Source organism: Streptomyces sp. yr375 (genome assembly GCF_900110755.1).
GTDB lineage: Bacteria > Actinomycetota > Actinomycetes > Streptomycetales > Streptomycetaceae > Streptomyces.
The window spans coordinates 53,338-75,114 of sequence record NZ_FOFF01000007.1 but is presented as its reverse complement, the minus strand read 5'-3'; the positions used below and the strand labels follow the sequence as shown (position 1 = coordinate 75,114).

General features: G+C 69.6%; 22 protein-coding genes and 1 pseudogene. 8 read left to right on the top strand and 15 right to left on the bottom strand.

Going from position 1 to position 21,777, the window contains the following annotated elements; all coding sequences use genetic code 11:
* Nucleotides 1-152 precede the first annotated feature (152 nt).
* Nucleotides 153-458: a hypothetical protein gene (locus BMZ82_RS10150; protein ID WP_256251840.1), complete on the bottom strand. Its 306-nt coding sequence runs from the start codon at nucleotides 456-458 to the stop codon at nucleotides 153-155.
* A complete protein-coding gene (locus BMZ82_RS10145) occupies nucleotides 455-940 on the bottom strand; it encodes a prevent-host-death family protein (protein WP_093774008.1) in 486 nt (161 codons plus the stop codon). Before BMZ82_RS10145 ends, BMZ82_RS10150 begins: the two co-directional genes overlap by 4 nt.
* A gap of 81 nt (nucleotides 941-1,021) precedes the next feature.
* On the opposite strand from BMZ82_RS10145, the pseudogene BMZ82_RS10140 reads away from it, so the two are divergent.
* Nucleotides 1,022-1,474 (top strand): annotated as a pseudogene (locus BMZ82_RS10140) (aminotransferase class I/II-fold pyridoxal phosphate-dependent enzyme); the annotation flags it as partial.
* A 47-nt stretch (nucleotides 1,475-1,521) separates the two neighbouring features.
* Here BMZ82_RS10140 and BMZ82_RS10135 read toward each other — a convergent pair.
* The 5 genes from BMZ82_RS10135 to BMZ82_RS10120 all read right to left on the bottom strand — a co-directional run bounded on the left by BMZ82_RS10135 (nucleotide 1,522) and on the right by BMZ82_RS10120 (nucleotide 4,811).
* A complete protein-coding gene (locus BMZ82_RS10135; RefSeq protein ID WP_093774006.1) occupies nucleotides 1,522-1,725 on the bottom strand; it encodes a hypothetical protein in 204 nt (67 codons plus the stop codon).
* A 276-nt stretch (nucleotides 1,726-2,001) separates the two neighbouring features.
* Nucleotides 2,002-2,808: an aminoglycoside phosphotransferase gene (locus tag BMZ82_RS10130; protein ID WP_093774004.1), complete on the bottom strand. Its 807-nt coding sequence runs from the start codon at nucleotides 2,806-2,808 to the stop codon at nucleotides 2,002-2,004.
* Nucleotides 2,809-2,895: 87 nt separating this feature from the next.
* Complete coding sequence (locus BMZ82_RS40630; protein WP_177244444.1) at nucleotides 2,896-3,069, bottom strand: hypothetical protein; 174 nt, start codon at nucleotides 3,067-3,069, stop codon at nucleotides 2,896-2,898.
* A complete protein-coding gene (locus BMZ82_RS10125; protein WP_093774002.1) occupies nucleotides 3,066-4,181 on the bottom strand; it encodes a radical SAM protein in 1,116 nt (371 codons plus the stop codon). The genes BMZ82_RS40630 and BMZ82_RS10125 overlap by 4 nt, the downstream gene beginning before the upstream one ends.
* 213 nt (nucleotides 4,182-4,394) lie before the next feature.
* On the bottom strand, nucleotides 4,395-4,811 hold the full coding sequence (locus BMZ82_RS10120) for an ATP-binding protein (protein ID WP_093774000.1): 417 nt from the start codon (nucleotides 4,809-4,811) through the stop codon (nucleotides 4,395-4,397).
* Nucleotides 4,812-5,114: 303 nt separating this feature from the next.
* On the opposite strand from BMZ82_RS10120, the gene BMZ82_RS10115 reads away from it, so the two are divergent.
* Nucleotides 5,115-6,461, top strand: coding sequence for an NsdA family TPR-like regulatory protein (locus tag BMZ82_RS10115; protein WP_256251839.1), 1,347 nt, complete (start codon nucleotides 5,115-5,117; stop codon nucleotides 6,459-6,461).
* A 51-nt stretch (nucleotides 6,462-6,512) separates the two neighbouring features.
* On the opposite strand, the gene BMZ82_RS10110 is transcribed toward BMZ82_RS10115, so the two are convergent.
* From BMZ82_RS10110 to clpB, 3 genes are all read right to left on the bottom strand, one after another.
* Complete coding sequence (locus tag BMZ82_RS10110) at nucleotides 6,513-7,013, bottom strand: helix-turn-helix domain-containing protein (protein ID WP_093773998.1); 501 nt, start codon at nucleotides 7,011-7,013, stop codon at nucleotides 6,513-6,515.
* Nucleotides 7,014-7,211: 198 nt separating this feature from the next.
* The gene (locus tag BMZ82_RS10105) at nucleotides 7,212-7,817 is read right to left on the bottom strand and encodes a type III secretion system chaperone family protein (RefSeq protein ID WP_256251838.1); all 606 of its coding nucleotides are present in this window, start codon (nucleotides 7,815-7,817) and stop codon (nucleotides 7,212-7,214) included.
* 113 nt (nucleotides 7,818-7,930) lie between these two features.
* Nucleotides 7,931-10,528 (bottom strand): ATP-dependent chaperone ClpB, encoded by a 2,598-nt coding sequence (gene clpB, locus BMZ82_RS10100; RefSeq protein WP_093773996.1) that lies wholly within the window; start codon nucleotides 10,526-10,528, stop codon nucleotides 7,931-7,933.
* 151 nt (nucleotides 10,529-10,679) lie between these two features.
* Between clpB and BMZ82_RS10095 the strand changes: the two genes are divergently transcribed.
* Nucleotides 10,680-11,093, top strand: a complete 414-nt coding sequence (locus BMZ82_RS10095) for a pyridoxamine 5'-phosphate oxidase family protein (protein ID WP_093773994.1) — start codon at nucleotides 10,680-10,682, stop codon at nucleotides 11,091-11,093.
* A 155-nt stretch (nucleotides 11,094-11,248) separates the two neighbouring features.
* Here the strand turns inward: BMZ82_RS10095 and BMZ82_RS10090 are convergent, their stop codons facing one another.
* Nucleotides 11,249-11,584 (bottom strand): Rieske (2Fe-2S) protein, encoded by a 336-nt coding sequence (locus BMZ82_RS10090; RefSeq protein WP_093773992.1) that lies wholly within the window; start codon nucleotides 11,582-11,584, stop codon nucleotides 11,249-11,251.
* Nucleotides 11,581-11,832 (bottom strand): hypothetical protein, encoded by a 252-nt coding sequence (locus tag BMZ82_RS10085; protein WP_107487650.1) that lies wholly within the window; start codon nucleotides 11,830-11,832, stop codon nucleotides 11,581-11,583. Before BMZ82_RS10085 ends, BMZ82_RS10090 begins: the two co-directional genes overlap by 4 nt.
* A 277-nt stretch (nucleotides 11,833-12,109) precedes the next feature.
* Between BMZ82_RS10085 and BMZ82_RS10080 the strand changes: the two genes are divergently transcribed.
* Together BMZ82_RS10080 and BMZ82_RS10075 are read left to right on the top strand one after the other, a co-directional pair.
* Complete coding sequence (locus tag BMZ82_RS10080; protein WP_371271188.1) at nucleotides 12,110-12,961, top strand: helix-turn-helix domain-containing protein; 852 nt, start codon at nucleotides 12,110-12,112, stop codon at nucleotides 12,959-12,961.
* Nucleotides 12,958-13,980: a helix-turn-helix transcriptional regulator gene (locus BMZ82_RS10075; protein ID WP_093773986.1), complete on the top strand. Its 1,023-nt coding sequence runs from the start codon at nucleotides 12,958-12,960 to the stop codon at nucleotides 13,978-13,980. Before BMZ82_RS10080 ends, BMZ82_RS10075 begins: the two co-directional genes overlap by 4 nt.
* Here BMZ82_RS10075 and BMZ82_RS10070 read toward each other — a convergent pair.
* Nucleotides 13,913-14,968, bottom strand: coding sequence for a helix-turn-helix transcriptional regulator (locus tag BMZ82_RS10070; protein ID WP_093773984.1), 1,056 nt, complete (start codon nucleotides 14,966-14,968; stop codon nucleotides 13,913-13,915). The genes BMZ82_RS10075 and BMZ82_RS10070 overlap by 68 nt on opposite strands.
* Nucleotides 14,969-15,331: 363 nt before the next feature.
* Here BMZ82_RS10070 and BMZ82_RS10065 point away from each other — a divergent pair, with 363 nt between their 5' ends.
* Genes BMZ82_RS10065 through BMZ82_RS10055 form a run of 3 tightly spaced genes read left to right on the top strand, consistent with a single transcriptional unit; the run spans nucleotide 15,332 to nucleotide 18,668 of the window.
* The gene (locus tag BMZ82_RS10065) at nucleotides 15,332-16,882 is read left to right on the top strand and encodes a circularly permuted type 2 ATP-grasp protein (RefSeq protein WP_093773982.1); all 1,551 of its coding nucleotides are present in this window, start codon (nucleotides 15,332-15,334) and stop codon (nucleotides 16,880-16,882) included.
* Complete coding sequence (locus tag BMZ82_RS10060; protein WP_093773980.1) at nucleotides 16,879-17,811, top strand: alpha-E domain-containing protein; 933 nt, start codon at nucleotides 16,879-16,881, stop codon at nucleotides 17,809-17,811. Before BMZ82_RS10065 ends, BMZ82_RS10060 begins: the two co-directional genes overlap by 4 nt.
* 2 nt (nucleotides 17,812-17,813) lie before the next feature.
* A complete protein-coding gene (locus BMZ82_RS10055; RefSeq protein WP_093773978.1) occupies nucleotides 17,814-18,668 on the top strand; it encodes a transglutaminase family protein in 855 nt (284 codons plus the stop codon).
* 73 nt (nucleotides 18,669-18,741) lie between these two features.
* Here the strand turns inward: BMZ82_RS10055 and BMZ82_RS10050 are convergent, their stop codons facing one another.
* Both BMZ82_RS10050 and BMZ82_RS10045 read right to left on the bottom strand, forming a co-directional pair.
* Nucleotides 18,742-19,851, bottom strand: a complete 1,110-nt coding sequence (locus BMZ82_RS10050) for a sugar ABC transporter substrate-binding protein (RefSeq protein WP_093773976.1) — start codon at nucleotides 19,849-19,851, stop codon at nucleotides 18,742-18,744.
* A gap of 150 nt (nucleotides 19,852-20,001) precedes the next feature.
* Nucleotides 20,002-21,732 (bottom strand): type IV secretory system conjugative DNA transfer family protein, encoded by a 1,731-nt coding sequence (locus BMZ82_RS10045; RefSeq protein WP_093773974.1) that lies wholly within the window; start codon nucleotides 21,730-21,732, stop codon nucleotides 20,002-20,004.
* Nucleotides 21,733-21,777: the final 45 nt, after the last annotated feature.

Below are 21,777 nucleotides of genomic sequence, written 5' to 3'. Positions count from 1 at the left end.
GCACGGCCATCCTCGGACTCCAGTCGGCCCGCCACCAGCACCGCAAGACCCGATCCCAGCCCGCGCCCCGGTTCGCTCTGCCCTTCTGCACGCGCGAAGCGCCGCAGGCTATTCGGTGTCCTTCGGGTGTCGCGGGGAGGCGTACACCACGATCACAGTCGAGGTGTCCGGGCTGACCAGGTAGCGGACCCTTCCGCCGTGGTGATCTCGTACTCCCACTGCTCCAGCTCGGAGCCCTTCCATTCCCTGGTGGCGTGCCTGCCGCGGAGCTGATGCTGGCGGTTCCAGTTGGCCCGCGACAGCGGGTCCGTACGAAGGGCCTCCAGGCAGCGATGCGCGTTCGGCAGCGCCACCCGGCACAGCTCCTCCCAACCGGTCGCGGCCTCCGTCGTCCCGTGGATGACGTTCCATCCGCTCAGCGGAGGCACGCTGACCTGATCGCCTTTCTTCGGGCTCACTCGTGCACCTCGACCGGGCCGAGGTCGACGTCACCAAGCGGACGGAGTGCTTCCCTGAGCTGGTCAGGGTCGGCGTTGATGCGGGCGGTTGCCCGCCACGAGACGATCGCTCGGTGCACAGCCTCCTTGGCACCCAGCTCAGCGGCGTCGGACAGCGCATCGAGGAGTTCGACGGTGAATTCCCGGACTTCCTCGTCATTCAGGTGGCGCACCCACGGGAACACCTCGGGCAACGCGAGCAGAAGCGACCTGATGCCGTCGTCCTGCTTCATCAGAGCAAGGAACAGCCGGGACGCTGTGGTCAGGCTTTCCTCGGCGCGCTCTGCCTGTATGGCCGTAGTCAGCACCATGTCGGGCGCGTCTCGGTGCGTGACCCGCAGGCATCCCAGGGCGGCGGCCCTCGCGGCGACTGCCTTCGGGTTGCGAGACAGATCAGTGAACGATACGGACTCCGATTCGGCTACCGAGTGCACGATGCTCATACTCAGACCGTACTCTGACTACACTCTGATTTCTACTGCCAGGCGGCAACCAGCCAGGAAGAATGAGTGCGTGAACGCGGAGTGGCCTGGGTCACGGCGACGCCCGGCCTGGTCACGGCGGTGCGCGCGGCGAAGCAGTTCCTGACGTACGTGGCGTCCGGCCCGTTCCAGTACGCGGTCGCCGAGGCGCTGGCGCTGCCGGACAGCTACTTCGACACCTTCCGCGCGGACATGCTGGCCAAGCGCGGCCTGCTGGCGACGGGGCTCGCGGACGCCGGTTTCGCGGTCTTCCGCCCGGCCGGCACCTACTTCATCACCACCGACATCCGCCCCCTGAGCACCGAGGCCTCCAAAAACGGCGACGGCTTCGCCTTCTGCCGCGCCCTACCCGAACGCACAGGCGTCGTCGCCATCCCCAACGCGGTCTTCTACGACCACCGTGAGGCGGGCGCGCCGTTCGTACGGTTCGCTTTCTGCAAGCGGATGGTGGTGATTGAAGAAGCAATCGAAAGGTTGTCCAAGCTGCAGAGATGAGCCCCGCCCGGTACCGGAAAGCCGGATCGTCGGACGCGGCCGGGGCGCTACGGGCGGGTGTCCAGCTCCCCCAAGATCGGCCCGGGGGACACCTCCGCCGCGTGGTCAGGACAGGCGTACAGGGTCGTTTCGGGCCCGCTCGTGCTGGGGATGTCCCGCACGGGCACGGGGGCCTTCGTGTTTTCGTGGCAGACCACGCACATGGCGACGTGCCCGAAGGTGGGGCGGAGGGTCAGCCCGTCGCGCGTCATGCCGAGACTCGCAGGCCCGTCACCGAGTACCCGGGAAACGGGGCCCCCGGGTTGTCGTAGTCCACGCCGATCAAGGCGAAGGCAGCCGCGTACCGCCGTTCGCGCTGGACCGGGGAGAGCTGAAGCGTGGCTTCGTCGTCTTCTGGGCGGAAGATCGCACGTCGGCGTGGCCCGTGAGACCGCTCGGAACGCGGTGAAGTTCCTCCGCGACGAAGGCTGGGTGTTCACCGTGCCCCAGGGGACCTACGTGGCCGATCGTCGCGCGGACGGCTCCGCTCAGGCCGTTCGGCGGTACGCCGCCCAGGTCTTCGACGCGGTGACCAGTCGGGCGGTCCACGGGTCAGGTTCGGCCCCGCCGATCTCCTCCCACACGTTGGCGTTGGCCACGGCGAAGGCGGTGATGCCTTCCTTCGGAGCGTCCAGCCACGCCGGAACCTTGCTCGCCCAGCTCTCCGCAGACTCAGGAGAGTGGCCTCCGGCTGCCATAAGCCAGATCACCCAGTAGCCGGCGTCCAGCCATGCGGCGCCCCGTGTGGCCCACGCCCAGTCCACGAGCTGGGCTGTCTCGCCCACAAGGACGTTGGCGTTGTTCAGGTCCGTGTGAAGGAGAGCGTCCCCGGCGAAGAAGGCGAGATCGTCCGGCTGTGCCGCGTACCGCTCAAGGCGTTGCTCAGCGTGCCGAAGCTCGACGCCCGGACAGGGCACTTCGCCCAGGCGGACGAGAAGTCTGGCCACCTTCGGCACGTCCGGTGAGCCCGGCGCGTAGTCCGCGTGGTGCCCGTCAAGAGCTTCGAAGCCCAGGAGGTCCCACTCCTCCCATTCGATTCGCCACCGCAGGACCGGAGCGATTCCGCGGAGGTAGGGGTTGACCTCCGCTTCCCGGCGCTGGGTCCAGACCCGCGGGTGATCAGCGCGAAGTCCCTTCACGTAGACACTGCCCGTCTCCGTGAAGAGCCTGGCAGCAATCTCGCTGTTGAACCCCTCCTTGGCCGGCTCGACCTTCAGGAGAGGACCGGTGCGCGCTTCGACTTCCGCGAGCACGGCAGACGGAAGGTCTTCGAAGGCGATACGGGTTGTAGCCACAGCTCCACACTTCCACAGCGTGAGCCGCGCGGGCCCCACGACTGACGAACGCCGTGAAGCCCGCGCGGGTAGCGGTGCCTGGTGGGGCTAGTTGTAGGGGTTGTCCTCCCCGCAGCCCTGAACGGACCCGGTGGTCAGCTCGTCCACGTCCGCGATGACGAACCCGGCCGGCTCCGTCGTCGGGGCCGACGCGGTGACCGTGAGGGGCTGCCAGTCCATGACGCGGACGCGGGGGGTGATCTCGATGGCTACGGCAGTCATGCCGTTACCTCCTTCATTCCGTGTTGGCAGTAACTCGAGAGTGGTGCCTCCGCCTGCTGAAAGACCTTCGCCATCGGTCGGCAGACCCGACAGGTCTTCGACAATCGGCATCCGGAACAGCCACCAGTGCGAAGCATTTGGGCGTCTGCGATTCCAGGCAGACGCAACAGGCCGTCGAGACCTTCGACCATGAGGTTGATGGGGTTATCCCGTCCGACCTTGCACATGGTTGCGAGACCGTGCGGGTCCACGTGGAAGAACGTGTGACCGGCCGGGCATCCAGCGAACGCGGCGGACCGGTCAACCCGTCCCTCCGCCTGTTCGGCGAGCGGGCCACCGCCTCCGTCGTAGGTCGGCGAAATGCTGCCGTATTCGGTGACGACTGACGAATATTCGTGGGCCAGATTTCGCATGGCACCCACTTCGCAGGCATTGTCCTTCGTAATGAGGATGGTCATTTCAAGGGGAACATCAGCCCCCTTGATTCCGTCAAGCCCCTTCATGAACGCCTTGAATGCTCCCCTGGTTCGCGTCAATGCGTCAAAGCTTTCAGCCGTAGCGCCGTACACGGAGACGGTGACTTTGTTGGGCGGAAGTTCCCTGAAGAGGTCCACGAGGGTGTGAAGGCGAGTCCCGTTCGTGAGGATGTCCAACATCATCCCCATCTCGTAGGCCATGCGGTATGTGGCCGGGAAATGCGGGTCAACGGTCGGCTCCCCACCCGTAATCTGGAGCCAAACCACGCCGGCCTCTCGGAGCATTTCCAGCAGGTGGCCCTTCTGGTCGGCGTCCAGCCCGGATAAGGGGCGCTGCGGCAGGTAGCACATCTTGCAGTTCAAGTTGCAGAACTTGTTGATCTCCCATGTGGCCCGGCTGTAGTTCAGTTGGGTCTTCGGGCGGACGATCACCGCCTCACGGCTGAGCTGACCGGACACGTCAAGGATCCACGCCTGTCGGCAGGCGTCCACGAACCAGGCAGGGACAGGGCGGTTGTCCGCGACGGCTTCCGCGAGTTCACCGTAGTAGGAACTGGAAAGGTGGACCGCACGCCCACTACCCGGGCGATAGATCGCAAACTTTCCATCCTGCGGAGTCGCAATTACCTGGTGCATGGTTTCCCCCTTGGTGAAGGCGATGGGGCCCGCCCCTGCCGGAATGTCGAACAGAAGGGGGGAGCCTCTGATTCGACTACATCGACCGGGCGGAATCTACGGGACTGCGCGCACAGTCCGCTTCCGCGCGTCGTGAAGAATGAACTGTGCGACGAAGTCATATCCGCATGGCGTGCTCGTGCGATCCCCAGTTGGGCAACTCGAATCGAGCGGTCACGCTCTCGCCCCTTCCCGCTTCGCGACTTCGGCCCAGACCGTCTTGCCCATCACCCGGTCAGCGACACCCCAGGCGGTTGCTGTGGCTTCGATAAGGCACATGCCGTAACCGCCTTCCGCGACGTGGGCCGGCTGGACGCTCGGACGCTTGTCCGCTCGCGCGTCGGACACTTCTACCCGCAGGACCGTTTCCAGCTCCATGACTCGGAGTTCGAAGTCACGCCCCGGCACCCGTCCGTGGTTCACCGCGTTGGACGCAAGTTCGGCAACGATCAAGGCGACGCGTTCGGACTCGTATCCGCCGAGAGGGAAGCCCCGTTCGGCCAACTCGATCAGAGCCAGATGCCGAGCCAAGCGGGCGCCTCTCTTCGTTGCGCTGAACCGCTGGGCCCAAGTGGTTGCCGTGGCACTCATGTGACCAGCCACCCGGTGAGGTCCGCGTCGACTCCCGACCGGAGACCGGGCACGGGCTCGTCCCTCTCCGGCAACAACCGCCAGTAGCCCCGTGCACTGATCAACTTCTTCAGATCATCGGATTCGCCCGGTGATCCTTCGGCGTGCGGTACCTCTCGCGTAGACACGGTGGCCCAGCTCCGTTCACGTCGTGATCTCGCTTGCCACTACGCAACCGCGTCACAGGCTGTGGCGGTACCGTTGCAGCGGGACCACGGTTATAAAGCGTTTAAAGCGCCCCTGGGCGAAGGGAGTTGACCGCCCGTGACAAAGATCCCGAACGATGCCCTTCAGCGCCTGTACGCCGAGACGAACTGGACGCTGAGCCAGTTCACACGCGCCATCAACCTTGTGGCCGGCGAGAACGGCACACCGCTCAAGAGCAACCCGTCCACCGTTCACCACTGGTTAGGCGGGACGCTCCCCCAGAAGGAAGCCGTCCGCCGGTTCATCATCGAAGCGATCTGTCGTCGGCTGCAAAGACCTGTGACGCACGCCGAAGCCGGCTTCCCTCCGCCCGCGGATCGCTCCCCAGCCACCACGGATACCGCGGAAGGGATGATCGAGCTGGGGAGACAAGACATGGACCCATCGCGCAGGGCGGTCCTTGGCGCGGGGCTCTTCTCCGTGGCGCTGACCATTCCTGGTTGGCAAGACGTGATCGGCCGGGCCGAAGCGATGCACGCCGGACGGATGTCCCGTATAGGGATGAACGAAGTCGAAATGGTCATTGCTATGACCGAACGAATTTCGGACCTTGATGATCAGTTCGGGGGGCGCCACGCCCGTCCCATGGCCGCAAGTTTCATGGTCAACACCGTGGCTCCGTATCTCCGCGCCGATGCGGCGGACGAAGTTCGGAAGGCGATGCTTTCAGCCGCTTCGGACCTCGCCTATCTGACCGGCTACATGGCCGTGGACGAAGGTGTTCACGGTCTCGCTCAGCGGTACTACGTGATGGCCCTTGAGCTTGCCGACGCTGCGGATGATCACCTGACGTACTGCACCACGCTGCGGGGCATGAGCGTTCAGGCGGTAGATCTTCGACACGGCCCGAAGGCCATGGAACTGGCAGACGCTGCCGCTGCCGCTGCCGCTTCCCCGAAGGCCGGGCCCAGGATGTTCGCCTTCCTTGCGGGCCAGCAAGCCCACGCTGCCGCCCAGACGGGCGACCGGGCAACCGCCCTCCGGAAGATCCGGGAGGCGGAATCCTCGATGGAACGGGCGGAGTCCCGAAGCCGGGCTTTCGGCTCGTACGACCCGTCATCACTGAACTACCACGTCAGTCAGGTGCGGTACGAGCTGGGCGACGTGGCCGGGTCCATCGAAGCGATGCGGCAGTCTGATCAACTGCGCTGTGGCGTCTACCGGCGTGCGCGCGTTCGCCACCGGGCAACTCTCGCGGAACGGCAGCTTGAGCTTGGCCACCTTGAGGCAGCGTGCGCCACATGGCACACGGCCCTTGACGACTTCCTCATGGTCCAGTCAGGCCGGGCCGACGATCGGATCAAGGCCATGTTCGGGCTCATTCGCCCCCACATCAAGAACCCGACGGCCCGCGACTTGTACGAGCGGGCCCGGACGGTAGCCCCGCCTTCGCTGGTCGCCTGAACGCAGAGAGCCCCGCCACCCGGGAAGGGGTGACGGGGCTCTTGGCCTGTCTCAAGGCAGGATTCCGCGGGCCAGGAGCTGTACTCCTCCGCTGGTACAGCAGCCGTTACGCGACCGCCCGATCTTCGCCTTCAGCCCCCATGGCCAGCGCCTCGACCGGCCCGGTGCGCCCAATGCACCGCCAGGGCCGTCTTGCCCACACCCCCGGCACCCGTGATCGCCGCGAGCACCATCGCCGGTGCCGGTGCCTGCGCCCCCGTCGGGGTCTCCGGGGTGCCGGCCTCTTGGGCCAGGTCGAGCAGCAGGGAGTCCAGTTGCCGTAACTGCCCGGCCCGGCCGGTGAAGGGTGCGCGCGGCCTCGGGCAGGTCCAGTGCGGCCGCCGGGCGGCGGATCGAGTCGGCGTGCGGCCGGCGGATCTGCCCCCGCTCCAGGGAGCGCAGGGTCCGGACGCTGATCCCCGCCCGCTCGGTGAGCGCCCGCTGACTGAGGCCCGCCTGGAACCGGAGCCCGCGCAGCAGTTCCCCCAGCGTTGCGGCCGTTGCGGCCGGCATGGCCCCCGAACGGCTACTCGTCGTCGCCCGCCCCTCCCTGTGCGTGTCCTCGCGGCCGGACCCAAGATGGTGTCATGGGCCGATCAACCGGACGGACGCGGACGGAGATCTTCGGTCCCCGTCCCCCGGCGGGCGAAACGCCGCGGCCCCGTCCACAGGCTGTGGACGGGGCCGCGTGGGCGTTGTGGGAGTGCGGGCCTACTTGTCGCCCTCGGGCTTCTCGTCGGCCTTGTCTTCCGCCTTGGCTTCCGGCTGCTCCTCGGCCGCAGCCTCGGCCGTGGCCTCGGGCTGCTCGTCGGGCTTTTCGGGTGTCGGTTCGAGGCCGAGCTGTTCCACGAGCCACTTGTCGAACTCGATCGCCGCGCGTACCCAGCTCACCGTCGAGGAGACGAACAGCTCGATGTTCACGCCGGCGCCGATCAGCAGTTGCGCCTCGCCGATGAGGCGGACCGTGCCGTCGTCGTGGGTGTGGGTGTAGACCTTCGGCCACAGGGTGCGCCGGTTCCAGTCGTCGATCGACTCGAGGAGCTGCGCCTTGTCGTCGATGCCGTGGGGCCGGTCGTAGAACGTCCGCACCGAGTAGACCATCTGGTCACCCTCGCCGCGGAACATGAAGTACGTACGGAACTCCTCCCACGGCGCCGCGAGGTCGCCCTCGTCGTCGACGACGTACTTCAGCTCCATCTGGTCGAGGAGCTGCTTCACGAGGTCCTGATCCGGGACGACGGGGCCCGCCGGTCCACCCTGGGGCTGCGGCTCGGGCTGGCCCCCGAAGTTCGGAATCGAGGACGGGTCGATGCTCACCGTGATTTTCCCTTCGTACGGATTCCGCCATCCTCCCCCATGCGGGGAGGGGGGTGGCAAGCCCGGCCGCCCAGGGTTCACCTCCGGTTGGCGGAATTCCGCTCAGGGCATGCTCAGCGGGCCTCTTCGGCCGCCGGGCCGACGATCAGACCGTCCCCGAAGGCGTCCACCCGGACCGTGTCGCCGTCCTTGACCTCGCCGGCGAGGATCTCCTTGGCGAGGCGGTCGCCGATGGACGTCTGGACCAGGCGGCGCAGCGGGCGGGCGCCGTACGCCGGGTCGTTGCCCTCCTCGGCGAGCCAGGTCAGGGCCGCGTCGGTGACCTCCAGGGTGAGGCGGCGCTCGGCGAGGCGTCTGGCGAGCCGGTCGATCTGGAGGCGGGCGATCCGGCCCAGCTCCTCCTGGTTCAGGGCCGAGAAGACGACCAGGTCGTCGAGGCGGTTGAGGAACTCCGGCTTGAAGGACGCCCGGACCACCTCCAGGACCCGCTGCTTCTTCTCCGCCGCCGTCGGCACCGGGTCCACCAGGTACTGGCTGCCCAGGTTGGACGTCAGCACCAGGATCGTGTTGCGGAAGTCGACGGTGCGGCCCTGGCCGTCGGTGAGCCGGCCGTCGTCCAGCACCTGGAGCAGGACGTCGAAGACCTCCGGGTGCGCCTTCTCCACCTCGTCCAGCAGGACCACGCTGTACGGGCGCCTGCGCACCGCCTCGGTGAGCTGGCCGCCCTCCTCGTACCCCACGTAGCCGGGCGGCGCGCCGACGAGGCGGGCGACGCTGTGCTTCTCGCCGTACTCCGACATGTCGATGCGGATCATGGCCCGCTCGTCGTCGAAGAGGAAGTCGGCGAGGGCCTTCGCCAGCTCGGTCTTGCCCACGCCCGTCGGGCCCAGGAAGAGGAAGGAGCCGGTGGGGCGGTCGGGGTCGGCGATGCCCGCGCGGGAGCGGCGTACCGCGTCCGAGACGGCCTGGACGGCCTCCGACTGGCCGATCAGACGGCGGCCGAGCTCCTCCTCCATGCGCAGCAGCTTGCGGGTCTCCCCCTCCAGGAGGCGGCCGGCCGGGATGCCGGTCCAGGAGGCGACGACGTCGGCGATGTCGTCCGAGCCGACCTCCTCCTTGACCATGGTGTCCTTGGCGGCCTCCTCCTCGGCCTCGGAGGCTTCCTCCAGGTCGCGTTCCAGGGTCGGGATCTCGCCGTACAGCAGCTTGCTGGCGGTGTCGAAGTCACCGTCGCGCTGGGCGCGCTCGGCCTGGCCGCGCAGGTCGTCGAGCTTCTCCTTCAGCTCGCCGACCCGGTTGAGGGACTGCTTCTCCTTCTCCCACCGGGCGTTGAGGCCACGCAGCTCCTCCTCCTTGTCGGCGAGGTCGCGGCGCAGCTTCTCCAGGCGCTCGCGGGAGGCGGCGTCGGTCTCCTTGCTGAGCGCCAGCTCCTCCATCTTGAGCCGGTCCACGGACCGCTGGAGCTCGTCGATCTCGACCGGCGAGGAGTCGATCTCCATACGGAGGCGGGAGGCGGCCTCGTCGACCAGGTCGATGGCCTTGTCGGGGAGGAAGCGGGAGGTGATGTACCGGTCGGAGAGGGTCGCGGCGGCGACCAGGGCGGCGTCCGCGATCTGCACCTTGTGGTGGGCCTCGTAGCGGCCCTTGAGTCCGCGCAGGATCGCGATCGTGTCCTCGACGGACGGCTCGGCGACCAGCACCTGCTGGAAGCGGCGCTCCAGCGCGGGGTCCTTCTCGATCCGCTCCCGGTACTCGTCGAGCGTCGTCGCGCCGACCATGCGCAGCTCACCGCGCGCGAGCATCGGCTTGAGCATGTTGCCGGCGTCCATCGCGGAGTCGCCGCCGGCGCCCGCGCCGACGACCGTGTGCAGTTCGTCGATGAAGGTGATGATCTGGCCGTCGGAGCCCTTGATCTCGGCCAGGACGGTCTTCAGCCGCTCCTCGAACTCGCCCCGGTACTTCGCGCCGGCCACCATCGCGCCGAGGTCGAGCGCCACCAGCCGCTTGTTCTTCAGCGACTCCGGCACGTCCCCCTTGACGATGCGCTGCGCGAGCCCCTCGACGACGGCGGTCTTGCCGACGCCGGGCTCACCGATCAGCACCGGGTTGTTCTTCGTACGGCGCGACAGCACCTGCACGACCCGCCGGATCTCCTGGTCCCGCCCGATGACCGGGTCGAGCTTGCCCTCGCGGGCGGCGGCCGTGAAGTCCGTGCCGAACTTCTCCAGGGCCTTGTACTGGCCCTCGGGGTCGGCGCTGGTCACCCGGCGCCCGCCGCGCGCCTTCTGGAAGGCCTCCTGGAGCTTCTTCGCGGTCGCGCCCTGCTGCGTCAGCACGTCACCGGCCTGGCCGCCCTTGGCGGCGATGCCGAGGAGCAGGTGCTCGGTGGACAGGTACTCGTCACCGAGATCACCGGCCCGGCTCTGCGCGTCGGCGAGGACGGCGAGCAGTTCGCGGCTGGGCTGCGGGGGCGCGACCGTGGACCCGGTCACGCTGGGCAGCGAGCCGAGCACCTTGTCGGCCCCGGCCCGGACGGCCGCCTGGTCGGCGTCGACGGCGGCCAGCAGGTCGGTGATGTTCTCGTTGTCCTGGCCCTGGAGCAGCGCGAGCAGCAGGTGGGCGGGGGTGAGGTCCGCGTGTCCCTGGGACACGGCCCTGCTGCTGGCCGCGTTGATCGCGTCCCGGCTCCGGTTGGTCAGCTCGGCGTCCACGTCTGCTGTCTCCTCCTCGTGTCAGCGCTACCCGCTACCCGTTCCGACTCAGTTCCTGACTCAGTCAGCGTACACAAAGTTGAGTCCATTCCGCTCAAGGTGTGGGGGACGGTCTGGAAGAGCGGTTCGGGACGCAGTAGGTTCCGGGGTCATGGCCGCATATCCCCAGGACCCGGGTTCCCCCGACGCGTCGTATCTCGCCTTCTGGCACGAACGGCACCTGTGCACCCTGACCACATCACGCCCGGACGGCAGCCCGCACGTGGTTCCGGTCGGCGTGACGTACGACCCCGAGGCGCGTCTCGCCCGGGTCATCGCCTCCAAGGACAGCACGAAGGTGGGCAACGTCCTGGCGGCGGGCCAAGCCGGCGCCCGGGTCGCGGTGTGCCAGGTGGACGGGGGGCGGTGGGCCACCCTGGAGGGGCGCGCGCGTGTCAGCGGCGAGCCGGAGCGGGTGGCGGACGCGGTGCGCCGGTACGCGCTGCGGTACGGGCGCACGCCTGCCCCGAACCCCGCGCGCGTGGTGATCGAGATCGAGCTGACCCGGGCGATGGGGCGCGGCTGACCGAATCCACCCCCGTCGATTTCCGGCCAACGCTCAAGCGGGCGCATAACCGGAAATGTCCCCGCAAACTGCAGCGGCGTCACCGTGTTCAGGTCACGGTGACGCCGCTGCGGGGGGAAGCGCCTGAGCGATCTTTTTACGACGGGGGAATCGCGTCAGGCACTGCGGGGGGTGGCTGAGATGGTCTTCAGGGGCGGCACCTCGGGCTCGACGAGCCGGTGGTCCCGCTGGTCCAGGTTCACAAAGATCATTCCGTAACGAATGGCACACCGCACGGGCTGCGGCGCCCCGCGGGGCTTGCGCAGGCACCGGTAGGCCCGTACGTCCTCGTCCTCGTCGCGCGTCACGACGACCGGCTCACCGAAGACCGTCACCATCAACGAGTCACCACTGTGGGGGATGGCGGTGACCAGGTCGATGAAGTGCCAGCCGGAGCGGTAGGCGGTGGCCATTTCGCGGCGGAAGGAGCGGTCGTCGGGTGGTGTGGTCATGACTCGGCGGCCCACGTGCTGTCGCCGGGAGTGGCCCAGGTGCTGTCGCCCGGCTTGACCGCCGCGGTGACGACCCACGTGCTGTCGCGCGGAGCGACCCACGTGCTGTCGCCGGCTCCGGCGACGGTGTCGACACCCGGGCTCCACGTGCTGTCGCGCGCCGTGTCACCCGTCGCCGCCGCAAGGCCGCTCAGCACTCCGAAGGCCAGGGCGGCGGAGAAGGCGGCGGCAAGCGCCGAGCGAAGCATTCTCTTATGCATAGTCGGCTTCGTCCTCATTTGAAGGTCACCTCTCCCCCGTCGACTACGACGATGGCCCATTCGGGCACGTCATGGCCACACAATCGATGCATCATGTTCCTGCACGTTCAGGACCCTGGGGGGTGGAGATTTGACGAAAAATGAGACAAGCCAGACACATCCTCATGCGTCGACTGAGCTGTGCGAGGAAGGTCGCCGTCTCTATGGGAACGCTCTTCGGACGGGCCGCATAGCCCGTGCGGACGTGGAGCCCGCTCCGTGTTTGATGGAGTTCGCCCTGCTTCACGCCGACCCCGACGACGCGAACTGGCTGCGCCCGGTGCCCCCGTCGATCGCCCTGTCCCAGTTGCTCAACCCGATCGAACGCGAGATAACCCAGCGCCGGCGGCTGTCGGTGGAGCTCGCCGACGCTTTCGAGCCGTTCATGACCCTCAGCGCCCAGCCGACGCCGGCCACGCACTCGATCACGGTGCTGGAGGGCATCGACCGGATCAACGCGGCGCTCGATCTGGCCACCTCCCAGTGCCAGACCGAGATGCTCACCGTCCAGCCGAGCCGCCGCCGCCTGGAGCACACCCTCGTCCAGGGGCTGGAGCGGGACCGGCCGCTGATCGAACGCGGCTGCCGGATCCGCACCCTCTACCAGCACACGGCCCGCTACAGCCCCGAGACCCTGGGCTACGTCTCCCAGTTCACCGACGGCAAGGTGGAGTACCGCACCATCGACGAACTCGTCGAGCGGCTGATCGTGTGCGACGAGACGGTGGCCTTCATCCCGACCCGCGACGACGGGCAGGTCGCCCTCGAACTCCGGCACCCCGGGCTCGTCCGCTACCTGATCAAGGTCTTCGAGTTCATGTGGGGCCGCGCCGTACCCCTGGCCACCGGCGCCCCGTACGAGACCGCGCCCGACGGCATCACCGACATCCAGCACTCCATCGCGAAGCTGCTGATCGAGGGGCATGTCGACGAGGCGATCGCGCGCCGCCTCGGCATGAACGTACGCACCTGCCGGGCGCACATCGCCAAACTCGCCACCGCCCTGGGCAGCGGCAGCCGCGCCCAGCTCGGCTTCCTCATCGCCCAGTCGGGAATCCTCCGGCAGGAGCCGCAGTGAGCGCGCCGCCCCACTCCCCCCACGGCGTGGCCGACCTGTGCGCCGCCGGCACCGCCCTCTACGAGCAGGCGCTGCGCGACGGGCGCGTCGGGGCCGGGCAGGCCGACACGGCCGCCCCCTGCCTGCTGTCCCTCGGGCTGCTGCACCCGGTGGTGGACGACCTCGCCCAGCTCGAACCCGTACCCCCGGCGCTCGTGCTGCACCGGCTGCTGCGCGCCTCGGGCGCCCGTATCGCCGAGGAGCGGCACCGCGAGGAGCGGCTCGCGGCGCTGTTCGAGCCCCTCATGCGCGTCACCGGCGGTCCCGCCGCGGCGACCGAGCCCGGCTCGCTGCTGATCCTGAGCGGCACCGAGCGGATCAACGGGGCCATCACCGAGGCGATGGCCGAGGCGACCAGCGAGGTGCTCTGCGTCCAGCCCAACAGCCACTACAGCGGGCCGCGCGGCGAGGCGGCCCAGCCCGTCGCCATGGCCCGCGACCAGGCGCTGCTGGACCGGGGCTGCCGGATCCGCACCCTCTACCAGCACACCCAGCGCCATATGCCGCTCGTCCTGGCCCGCTACGAGCAGCTCCGGGGCGACGCGGAGGCCCGCACCCTGGACGAGGTCACCGACCGGCTGATCGCCATCGACGGCGCGGTCGCCTTCATCCCCGCCGGTGAGGACGGCCGGCTGGCCCTGGAGGTCCGCCACCCCGCGCTCCTCACGTACTTCACGACCACCTTCGACCGCCTCTGGCGACTGGCCACCCCGATGTACCCGAGGGCCGTGCGACGCCCGTCCCTGGACGGCGTCACCCCGCGCCAGCGCGCCATCGCCGCGCTCCTCGTCGAGGGCCACACCGACGCCGTCATCGCCGACCGCCTCGGCATGAACGTCCGCACCGCCCGCGTCCACATCGCCAAGCTCGCCGCCACCCTCGGCAGCGACAGCCGCGCCCAACTCGGCTACCTCATCGGGAAGTCGGGGATCCTTGACCGGGAACAGAGTCAGGGGCAGGGGTCGGGGCCGGCGGGCTGACCGTCCCCGACGGCCGGTCCAGGCCGACCTGCGCGATCCGCACCCCCAGTTGGGTGCGGCTGGCCGCGCCCAGGGTCTCCGAGAGACGGGCGATGTGGGCGCGGCAGGTGCGCACGCTGATGCCCAGCCGCTCGGCGATCACCGCGTCCTGGTGGCCCTCAGCCAGCAGCGCGGCGATGGACTGCTCGCGGTGCGAGATGCCCTCGATACGGGTGTCGGGCAGCGGGGCGGTGAGCGGGATCGCCAGCCGCCACAGCCGCTCGAAGGCCGTGACCAGGTAGGAGATCAGGGCCGGGTGGCGCAGCTCCAGGGCCATCGTGCGGTCGGTGTTGGCCGGGATGAAGGCGACCGTGCGGTCGAAGAGGATCAGCCGGTCGATGACCTCGTCCAGGGTGCGGGCCTCCACCGCGTCGCCCATCAGCTCCAGATAGGTCAGCAGGCCCTGGCCGTGCCGGGCGACGTGGGTGTAGAGGTCGCGCATCCGCACGCCCCGCCCGCGCAGCTCCAGCGCCCGGTGCAGGCCCTCCGACAGCTCGTGCTCGCGCCGGATGCCGCCGGGCTGCACGGTGAGCACCTCGGCCGTGCACGCCTCGGTCGCCGCGTCCAGCGCCGCCTGGATCCGGGCGGCGCCGTCCAGGACGCGGATCGCCGCGCCCTCCCCGGTCACCGCGCCGCCCGCCGGACCGCCCAGGCCCGCGTACCACTCGAAGGCGGCGACCGCCGAGCCCATCCGGTGCCGGCTCGCGCTCACCTCGTCGTACAGTCCGCGCAGCAGCCGGGTCATGACCTCCTGCGGAGAGGTCGGCACCAGCCAGTCCATGTCGTCGGGGTCGGGGTGCAGGAGCGCCAGGTCAAGGAGGCAGGGGACCGGCCCGGCGTCGGTGCGCGGCACCCGGCCGCGCCGTACGGCCCGGGAGTACACGCGGTCACCGGCCTCGCACAGTCGGTCGGCACCGTGGGGATGCTCCTCCGTCGCGTGCCCGGCCATCGCCCCGCCCCACCCCCGCCCACACCTGTTCCGGAGCGCAACTATGCGCGGCCCGGACCGGGTCCGCAACACGGCTCTCCCGTCCGGGGCCGGGGAAAACCACCCCTCTGCGCAGGTTTCTCCCGGCCTCCTCCCCCCGCACTGCAACAAGCTGACGGTGGTGCAACGCCTTTGCCACAGTGCATCGTTGACTTCCGCGAACCCCCGGGTGCTCCCCACCCGAGGGCGGCGGAACCGACCCGGCCGGGCCACGGGGGAGTCCGGCCGGGCCCCGGAACCCCATGGTCACACCCCCGTACACGCGTGCGCTTCCGGAAATCCCCGAGTGATCGTCGCGTTACGTGCCGCACTTAACGTCGCCCCATGGCGGACATATTTGACGCGTACGCGTTGGCCGACGCGTGGGACGAGATGTTCGAGCGGCCGGGTGAGGTCAGGACCGCCTATGAGCCGGTGCTGGCGGCGCTGCAGCCGATCGAACCAGGTGAACTGCGTTTCAGGGCCGACCAGATGGCCCGCGCCTTCACCGACCGTGGCGTGACCTACGCCTTCGCGGGCGAGGAGCGGCCCTGGCCGCTGGACCTCGTGCCCAGGATCCTCGACGCCCTCGAATGGGATTTCATACAACGGGGGGTGAGTCAGCGGGTCAGGGCCCTGGAGGCCTATCTCGCGGACGCCTACGGGCCCTGCCGCGCCTTCGAGGACGGTGTCGTGCCCTGGCGGCTGCTGCTGGGCTCCGCGCACTTCCACCGCGCGGCCCACGGGGTCGAGCCGCCCGGCGGGGTGCGCATCCACGTCGCCGGCATCGACCTCGTCCGGGACGAGGCCGGGGACTTCCGGGTCCTCGAGGACAACGTCCGGGTGCCCAGCGGGGTGTCGTACGTCATCGAGAACCGGCGGGCCATGACCCGGGTGTTCCCGTCGCTGTTCGACGGGCAGCACGTGGTGCCGGTGGACGGCTATCCGGCGCGGCTGCTGGCCGCGCTGCGCGCCGCCGCGCCCGCCGGGACCTCGGACCCGCGGGTCGTCGTCCTGACCCCCGGGCCCAGCAACGCCGCCTACTTCGAACACGCGCTGCTGGCACGGCTGATGGGCGTGCAGTTGGTCGAGGGGCACGACCTGGTGTGCCGTAACAACCGGGTGTGGATGCGCACCACGAAGGGCGAGGTCCCGGTCCACGTCGTCTACCGGCGGCTGGACGACGACTTCCTCGATCCGCTGCACTTCCGCCCCGACTCGGTGATCGGCTGCCCCGGCATCATGACGGCGGCCGTCGCCGGCCGGGTCACCCTCGCCAACGCCGTCGGCAACGGCATCGCCGACGACAAGCTCCTCTACACGTACGTCCCGGACCTGATCCGGTACTACCTGGGCGAGGAACCGATTCTCCCCAACGTGGAGTCGTACCGCCCGGACGAGCCCGGGCAGTTGGAGGCGGTCCTCGACCAGATCGACCGGCTGGTCGTCAAGCCGGTCGACGGCGCGGGCGGACAGGGCATCGTCATCGGCCCCAAGGCCGACGCCAAGACGCTGGAGAAGACGCGCAGGGCCGTCGCCGCCGACCCGCGCGGCTTCATCGCGCAGCGGCCGGTCGCCCTGTCCACCTCCCCCACCCTCGCGGGCGAACGGATGGCGCCGCGCCACATCGACCTGCGGCCGTTCGCCGTCAACGACGGCAACGAGGTCTGGGTGCTGCCCGGCGGGCTGACCCGCGTCGCGCTCCAGGAGGGCAACCTGATCGTCAACTCCAGCCAGGGCGGCGGCTCCAAGGACACCTGGGTGCTCGCCGAGGGCCCGACGGAGACTCCGGCCGCCCTGCCGTCCGACGGCGCGCCGCCGCCCGTCGCACCCCGCCAGCTCGGCCCCGACGCGGCATCCGCCGGCGTAGCGCAGGAAGGAGCGCAGCAGCAGTGAACGACGTGATCCTCTCCCGCATAGCGGAGTCGCTGACCTGGACCGGCCGGTACGTCGAACGGGCCGACGCCACTGCGCGCATCCTCGACGCCTATCTGCACCGCATGCTGGAGGACCCCTGGCGCGACGAGGACGCGGCCTGCCGGTCGCTGTACGCGATCCTCGGCGTCGACGCGGGCGCCGCCCCCGTCGACATGCAGCAGGTCCTCGACCAGCTCGCCTTCGACTCCCGCTCCACCTGCTCCATCGAGGGCGCGCTGGGCGCGGCCCGGCTCAATGCCAGGAGCGCCCGGGAAGCCGTCTCCTCGGCGATGTGGGAGTGCCTGAACGCCACCTGGCACGCCCTCGCCGACCAGCGCCGCGCGGCCCGCCGTACGGGCCCCTACGGCTATCTGGAGCTGGTCCGCAGCCGCGCCGCCCTCTTCTTCGGGCTGGCGGACTCCACGATGAGCCGCGACGACAGTTGGCGGTTCGTCGTCCTGGGCCGCAGCCTGGAGCGCGTGGACATGACCGTACGGTTGCTGTCGGTACGGGTGCTGGACGCCGCGCACGCGCCCGACTGGCCGACGCTGCTCAGCGCGTCCGGCGCCGACGAGGCGTACGCGCGCGTGTACGGCGGTTTCGGCGACACCCCGCGGGTGGCCGAATTCCTGCTCCTGAACCGGGACTTCCCGCGCTCGGCGCTGCACGCGCTGACGACGGCCGAGGAGTGCCTGTCGGCGCTCGGCCGCCCCCGCCACGACCCGGCGCGCCGCCCGATCGGCCGGCTGCGCACCCGTCTCGAATACCTCGACACCCACGCCCTGGAAGAACAACTACCGCTGCTGCTACGGGACTTGCAGACCGCCTGCATGGCCTCGGCGGAGGCGGTCGCCGAGCGGTTCTTCCCGTACCAGGGGCCCGTCGTGTGGGCCCAGGAAGGAGCGTGAGCATGAGCGCCAACGGCACGCGCAGGCTCCGTATCCGCCACACCACCCATGTCTCGTACGCGCAGGCGGCGGTCTCCTCGCACAACGAGGTCCGGATGACCCCCCTCACCCTGCCCGGGCAGACCACCCTGGACGCCCGGGTGACCATCCGCCCGGCGGCCACGACCTGGTCGTACTGGGACTACTGGGGCACCCAGGTCACCGCGTTCGAGCTGATGGACCCGCACGCCGACCTCACCATCACGGCGTCCAGCCTGGTGGAGACGTCTCCACCCGCGGGTCTACCCGCCTCCCCCGCCTGGGCGGAGATCACCGAACGCACCGCCGCCTCCCGGCTGCTGGAGTTCGCGGGCCCCACGGTCCGTACGACGGTCCCGCCGAAGCTGGTGAAGAAGGCGCGCAAGGCCGCCGCCGGCCTGGACCCGCACGAGACGGTCGTGGCCGTGTCCTCGCTGGTCGCCGACCGGGTGTCCTACCTGCCCGGCGTCACCGGCGTGAACACGTCGGCCGCCGAGGCCTGGGAGCAGGGCGCGGGCGTCTGCCAGGACATCGCCCACGTCACGATCGCCCTGCTGCGGGGCCTCGGGCTGCCGACCCGCTACGTCTCGGGGTATCTCCACCCGGAGCGGGAGGCGGAACTCCACCGCCCGGTGGCCGGCCAGAGCCACGCGTGGGTGGAGTACTGGGCGGGCGACTGGCACGGCTACGACCCCACCAACCGCACCCGCGCCGACGAGTCCCACGTCGTCGTCGGCCGGGGCCGCGACTACGACGACGTCACCCCGCACAAGGGCGTCTACCGGGGCGTCGCGGGCGGCCCGCCGGAGGTGACGGTGGAGTTCACGCGGGTGGCGTGAAGGCGAGGGCGGACAGGGGGGTGGGGGCGAGGGGGAACCCCCCGCCCCCACCCCCCTCCGGGGCCTTGGAGCCTCAGAGCAGGCCGGCGGCCTGGCAGTCGGCCTTGTACTTGGTGGTGCAGATGTCGGCGATCTTGTAGATGCCGTCGGCGACGACGGTCTGCTTGATGTTGAGCTTCGTCAGCGCGACCACGGTCACCAGCTTGGCCGGGATGTCCTTGTTGGTGGGGCTGTCGACCTTGTCGCGGGTGAGCGCCTCGAACTGCAGGTCACGGCCCTGCACCTTGGCGACGGCGGCCTCGGCGGCGGCCTCGGCCATGTCGGGGTACGGCTTGTAGACGCTCATGTACTGCTCGCCGCTGAGGATCCGCTGCACGGCCGGCAGCTCCGCGTCCTGGCCGGTGATCGGCGGCAGGTCGCTGTCGCTGACGCCCGCCGCCTCCAGCGCCTTGATGATGCCGGCGGCCATCGCGTCGTTCGCGGAGTAGACACCGGCGATGTTGCTCTTGCCGATCGCGTCGATCGCCTTCGTCATGCTGGCCTGGGCGATGTCCGGGTTCCAGTTGATGGTGTCGTACGACTTCGCGATCGTCACCCGGCCGTTGAGCTCGCTGAGCGCGCCCTCCTTGAACTGGCCGGCGTTCGGGTCGGTGGGCGAGCCGTTCACCATGACGATCTTGTCGGCGAGGCTGACGTTGCCGATGGCCTCCGCGAGCGTACGGCCCTGCACCTCGCCGACCAGCTCGTTGTCGAAGGAGACGTACGCGTCGATCGGGCCCTGGGCGAGACGGTCGTAGGCGATGACGGGGATGCCCGCCTCCTTGGCCTTCTTCACCATCGGCGCGATCGCCTTCGCGTCGACGGCGTCCAGCAGGATGATGTCGATCTTCTCGTCGATCATCCGCTGCACCTGGGAGTTCTGCGTCTTGGTGGACCCGGCCGCGTTCCGGTACTCCGTCTTGCCCTTGTTCTGCGTGAGCTCGGCGACCTTCTTCTTGATGATCGGGTAGTCGAAGTTCACGTACCGGGTGTTCGTCGTCTCCGGCATCAGCACGCCCACCGTGATGTCGTTGCTCCGCGTCGGTGTCGCGCTGCCGGCGTTCTCCGACGCCCCCAGCAGCCCGCACCCGGCGAGCGAGAGGGACATCGTGGAGGCGACCACAGCTATGGCGATACGACGCATTTCGGGGGCTCACTTCAGGTGCGTTCGGTGCGTTCCGGACATGGGTGCGGCATGGTGACCCAGGTGTCCCAAAAGACAACGCGGCACCGGCCACCGGCGTCAAGCGGATCTACTTAACGAAGGAGCAACATCACACCTTCACATCTGGCGTCAACGCGCCCCGGGGTCGTACTTCTTCAGCGACGCCTGCACCTCGGCGGCATAGCCGCCCTCCCACCACGGGACCGTCTCGACCAGCACCGGCTTGGTGCCGGAGGCCAGCACCAGGGCCCGGCCGGGGGGCATCGCGCCCAGGTCGGAGACCTGGAGGACGCGTTCGCGCCGCGTGGACTCGCTGATCGCGCGGTTGCCGGACCAGCCGCCGAACTCCGACTCCCGGCTCGTCTGGTACTCGCGCAGCTCGAACTCGCCGGCCAGTTCGCTCAGGTCGCCCAGGAAGCGGGTGTCGGAGACGCCGCCGCCGTACACGCGGACGTTCGCCGCCGACCACAGCTTCTCCATGCCGCGCTCGCCCCACACCTCGATGCCCTGCGCCCAGGACTGCAGGATCGTCATCAGGATGATGCCGCGCGAGCCGTAGTGGGAGTACAGGTCGGGCAGGTTGCGCCAGCGGCAGACGTTGGCCGCCTCGTCGAGAACGCCGACAAGAGGCAGGGGCAGACGCCCGCCGCGCTGGGTGGTGGCGTACTCCTCGGCCGCCTCGACGACGGCGACGGTGAGCGCGGTGACGAGCGGCCCCGCGGAGTCGCGCCCTTCGCGGCTCAGCGAGTACAGGGTGCCGCCGCCGCGCACGAACGCGTGCGGGTCGAACTCGCCCGCGTACTCGTCCGCCGGGGGCGTGACCCACCGGTTGACCTCGGGATTCACCAGGCAGGACGCCATCTGCTGGGCGACGCCGTAGATACCGCTGCGCTGCTTGTCGGGGGCGTTGATGACGCCGGACAGCCCGTCGGCGGACATGGCGTGCCCGGCGCCGCGCAGGATCCGCTCCGGGGCGTCGTCCTTGGGGTTGGACAGCCAGGTGTAGATCTGCGTGATCGGCGCCTTGGCGCAGGCGGCGGCGAGCAGCAGGTTGGCCAGCAGGTCCTGGCCGGCCGGGTCGAAGAAGGCGTCGGTCGAGGCGTTCGCGTCACGCGAGCCGCTGGCGAAGTGGTCGGCCATCTTGCGGGCCTTGGCGACGTCGGTGACGTACGACAGCGGGTTCCACCACCAGCTCGGCTCCTCCTGCGCGACCTGCTGCGGGTCGAACACCCACACCGGCCCGCGCGCGGTCCGCGGCCCCCGGGTGGCGTCCACGATGTCCCGCTTGTTGGAGGTGACGAGCACGGCGCCGGGCCCGTCGAGGATCGCCGGAATCGCCCGCCGCGTGGTCTTACCGGTCCGCGGCCCCCAGATATCCACATGCATGTCCTCGTACGACCCGTACAGCGGCTGCCGCCCCTTGACGGACCGTCCGATGAACACACCGGGCGTGCTCGACTGCACGCCGAGGCGCTCGGCGGTGGCGGCGGCGCCCTTCATGGTCAGCTTCCCGAGCTCCTCGCCCTTCGCGAGATGCCGGGCAGCGCCGTCGACGTCAGGCTTCCTGCGCCACCGCTCCCGCACCCGGTAGGCGGCCAGCCCGAGCATCCCGACGACCACGGCCTCCCCGGCGGCGACGGCACTGGCGGGCGAACCCGGCCAGGCGTAGTCGCCCTTGACCACCTCGACGAGGAAGGTCAGCGGATTGGCCGCCGGCGCGGGCGCGTCGGCATACCCGGCCCCGACCTTCGCCGCCAGCCAGGCCCCGACACCGACCAGGAGCACGACCCCGACGGCGATGACGATCTCAAACGTCCAGTCATCCTCGGCACGCGGCTTCTTCTGCTGTTCTGCGGTCACCCGCGGGTCCGTCCTTTCTGGACTGCTGAGACTGTGGTGTGTGGG

Bases quoted from the DNA above. Each gene is read 5' to 3' on its own strand.
- BMZ82_RS10095 (WP_093773994.1), top strand. From the start codon at position 10,680: ATGGCCGCATATCCCCAGGACCCGGGTTCCCCCGACGCGTCGTATCTC.
- BMZ82_RS10135 (WP_093774006.1), bottom strand. From the start codon at position 1,725: ATGACGCGCGACGGGCTGACCCTCCGCCCCACCTTCGGGCACGTCGCC.
- BMZ82_RS10085 (WP_107487650.1), bottom strand. From the start codon at position 11,832: ATGCTTCGCTCGGCGCTTGCCGCCGCCTTCTCCGCCGCCCTGGCCTTC.
- BMZ82_RS10090 (WP_093773992.1), bottom strand. From the start codon at position 11,584: ATGACCACACCACCCGACGACCGCTCCTTCCGCCGCGAAATGGCCACC.
- BMZ82_RS10080 (WP_371271188.1), top strand. From the start codon at position 12,110: ATGGAGTTCGCCCTGCTTCACGCCGACCCCGACGACGCGAACTGGCTG.
- BMZ82_RS10145 (WP_093774008.1), bottom strand. From the start codon at position 940: ATGAGCATCGTGCACTCGGTAGCCGAATCGGAGTCCGTATCGTTCACT.
- BMZ82_RS40630 (WP_177244444.1), bottom strand. From the start codon at position 3,069: ATGACTGCCGTAGCCATCGAGATCACCCCCCGCGTCCGCGTCATGGAC.
- BMZ82_RS10065 (WP_093773982.1), top strand. From the start codon at position 15,332: ATGGCGGACATATTTGACGCGTACGCGTTGGCCGACGCGTGGGACGAG.
- BMZ82_RS10050 (WP_093773976.1), bottom strand. From the start codon at position 19,851: ATGCGTCGTATCGCCATAGCTGTGGTCGCCTCCACGATGTCCCTCTCG.
- BMZ82_RS10125 (WP_093774002.1), bottom strand. From the start codon at position 4,181: ATGCACCAGGTAATTGCGACTCCGCAGGATGGAAAGTTTGCGATCTAT.
- BMZ82_RS10120 (WP_093774000.1), bottom strand. From the start codon at position 4,811: ATGAGTGCCACGGCAACCACTTGGGCCCAGCGGTTCAGCGCAACGAAG.
- BMZ82_RS10110 (WP_093773998.1), bottom strand. From the start codon at position 7,013: ATGCCGGCCGCAACGGCCGCAACGCTGGGGGAACTGCTGCGCGGGCTC.
- BMZ82_RS10055 (WP_093773978.1), top strand. From the start codon at position 17,814: ATGAGCGCCAACGGCACGCGCAGGCTCCGTATCCGCCACACCACCCAT.
- BMZ82_RS10070 (WP_093773984.1), bottom strand. From the start codon at position 14,968: ATGGCCGGGCACGCGACGGAGGAGCATCCCCACGGTGCCGACCGACTG.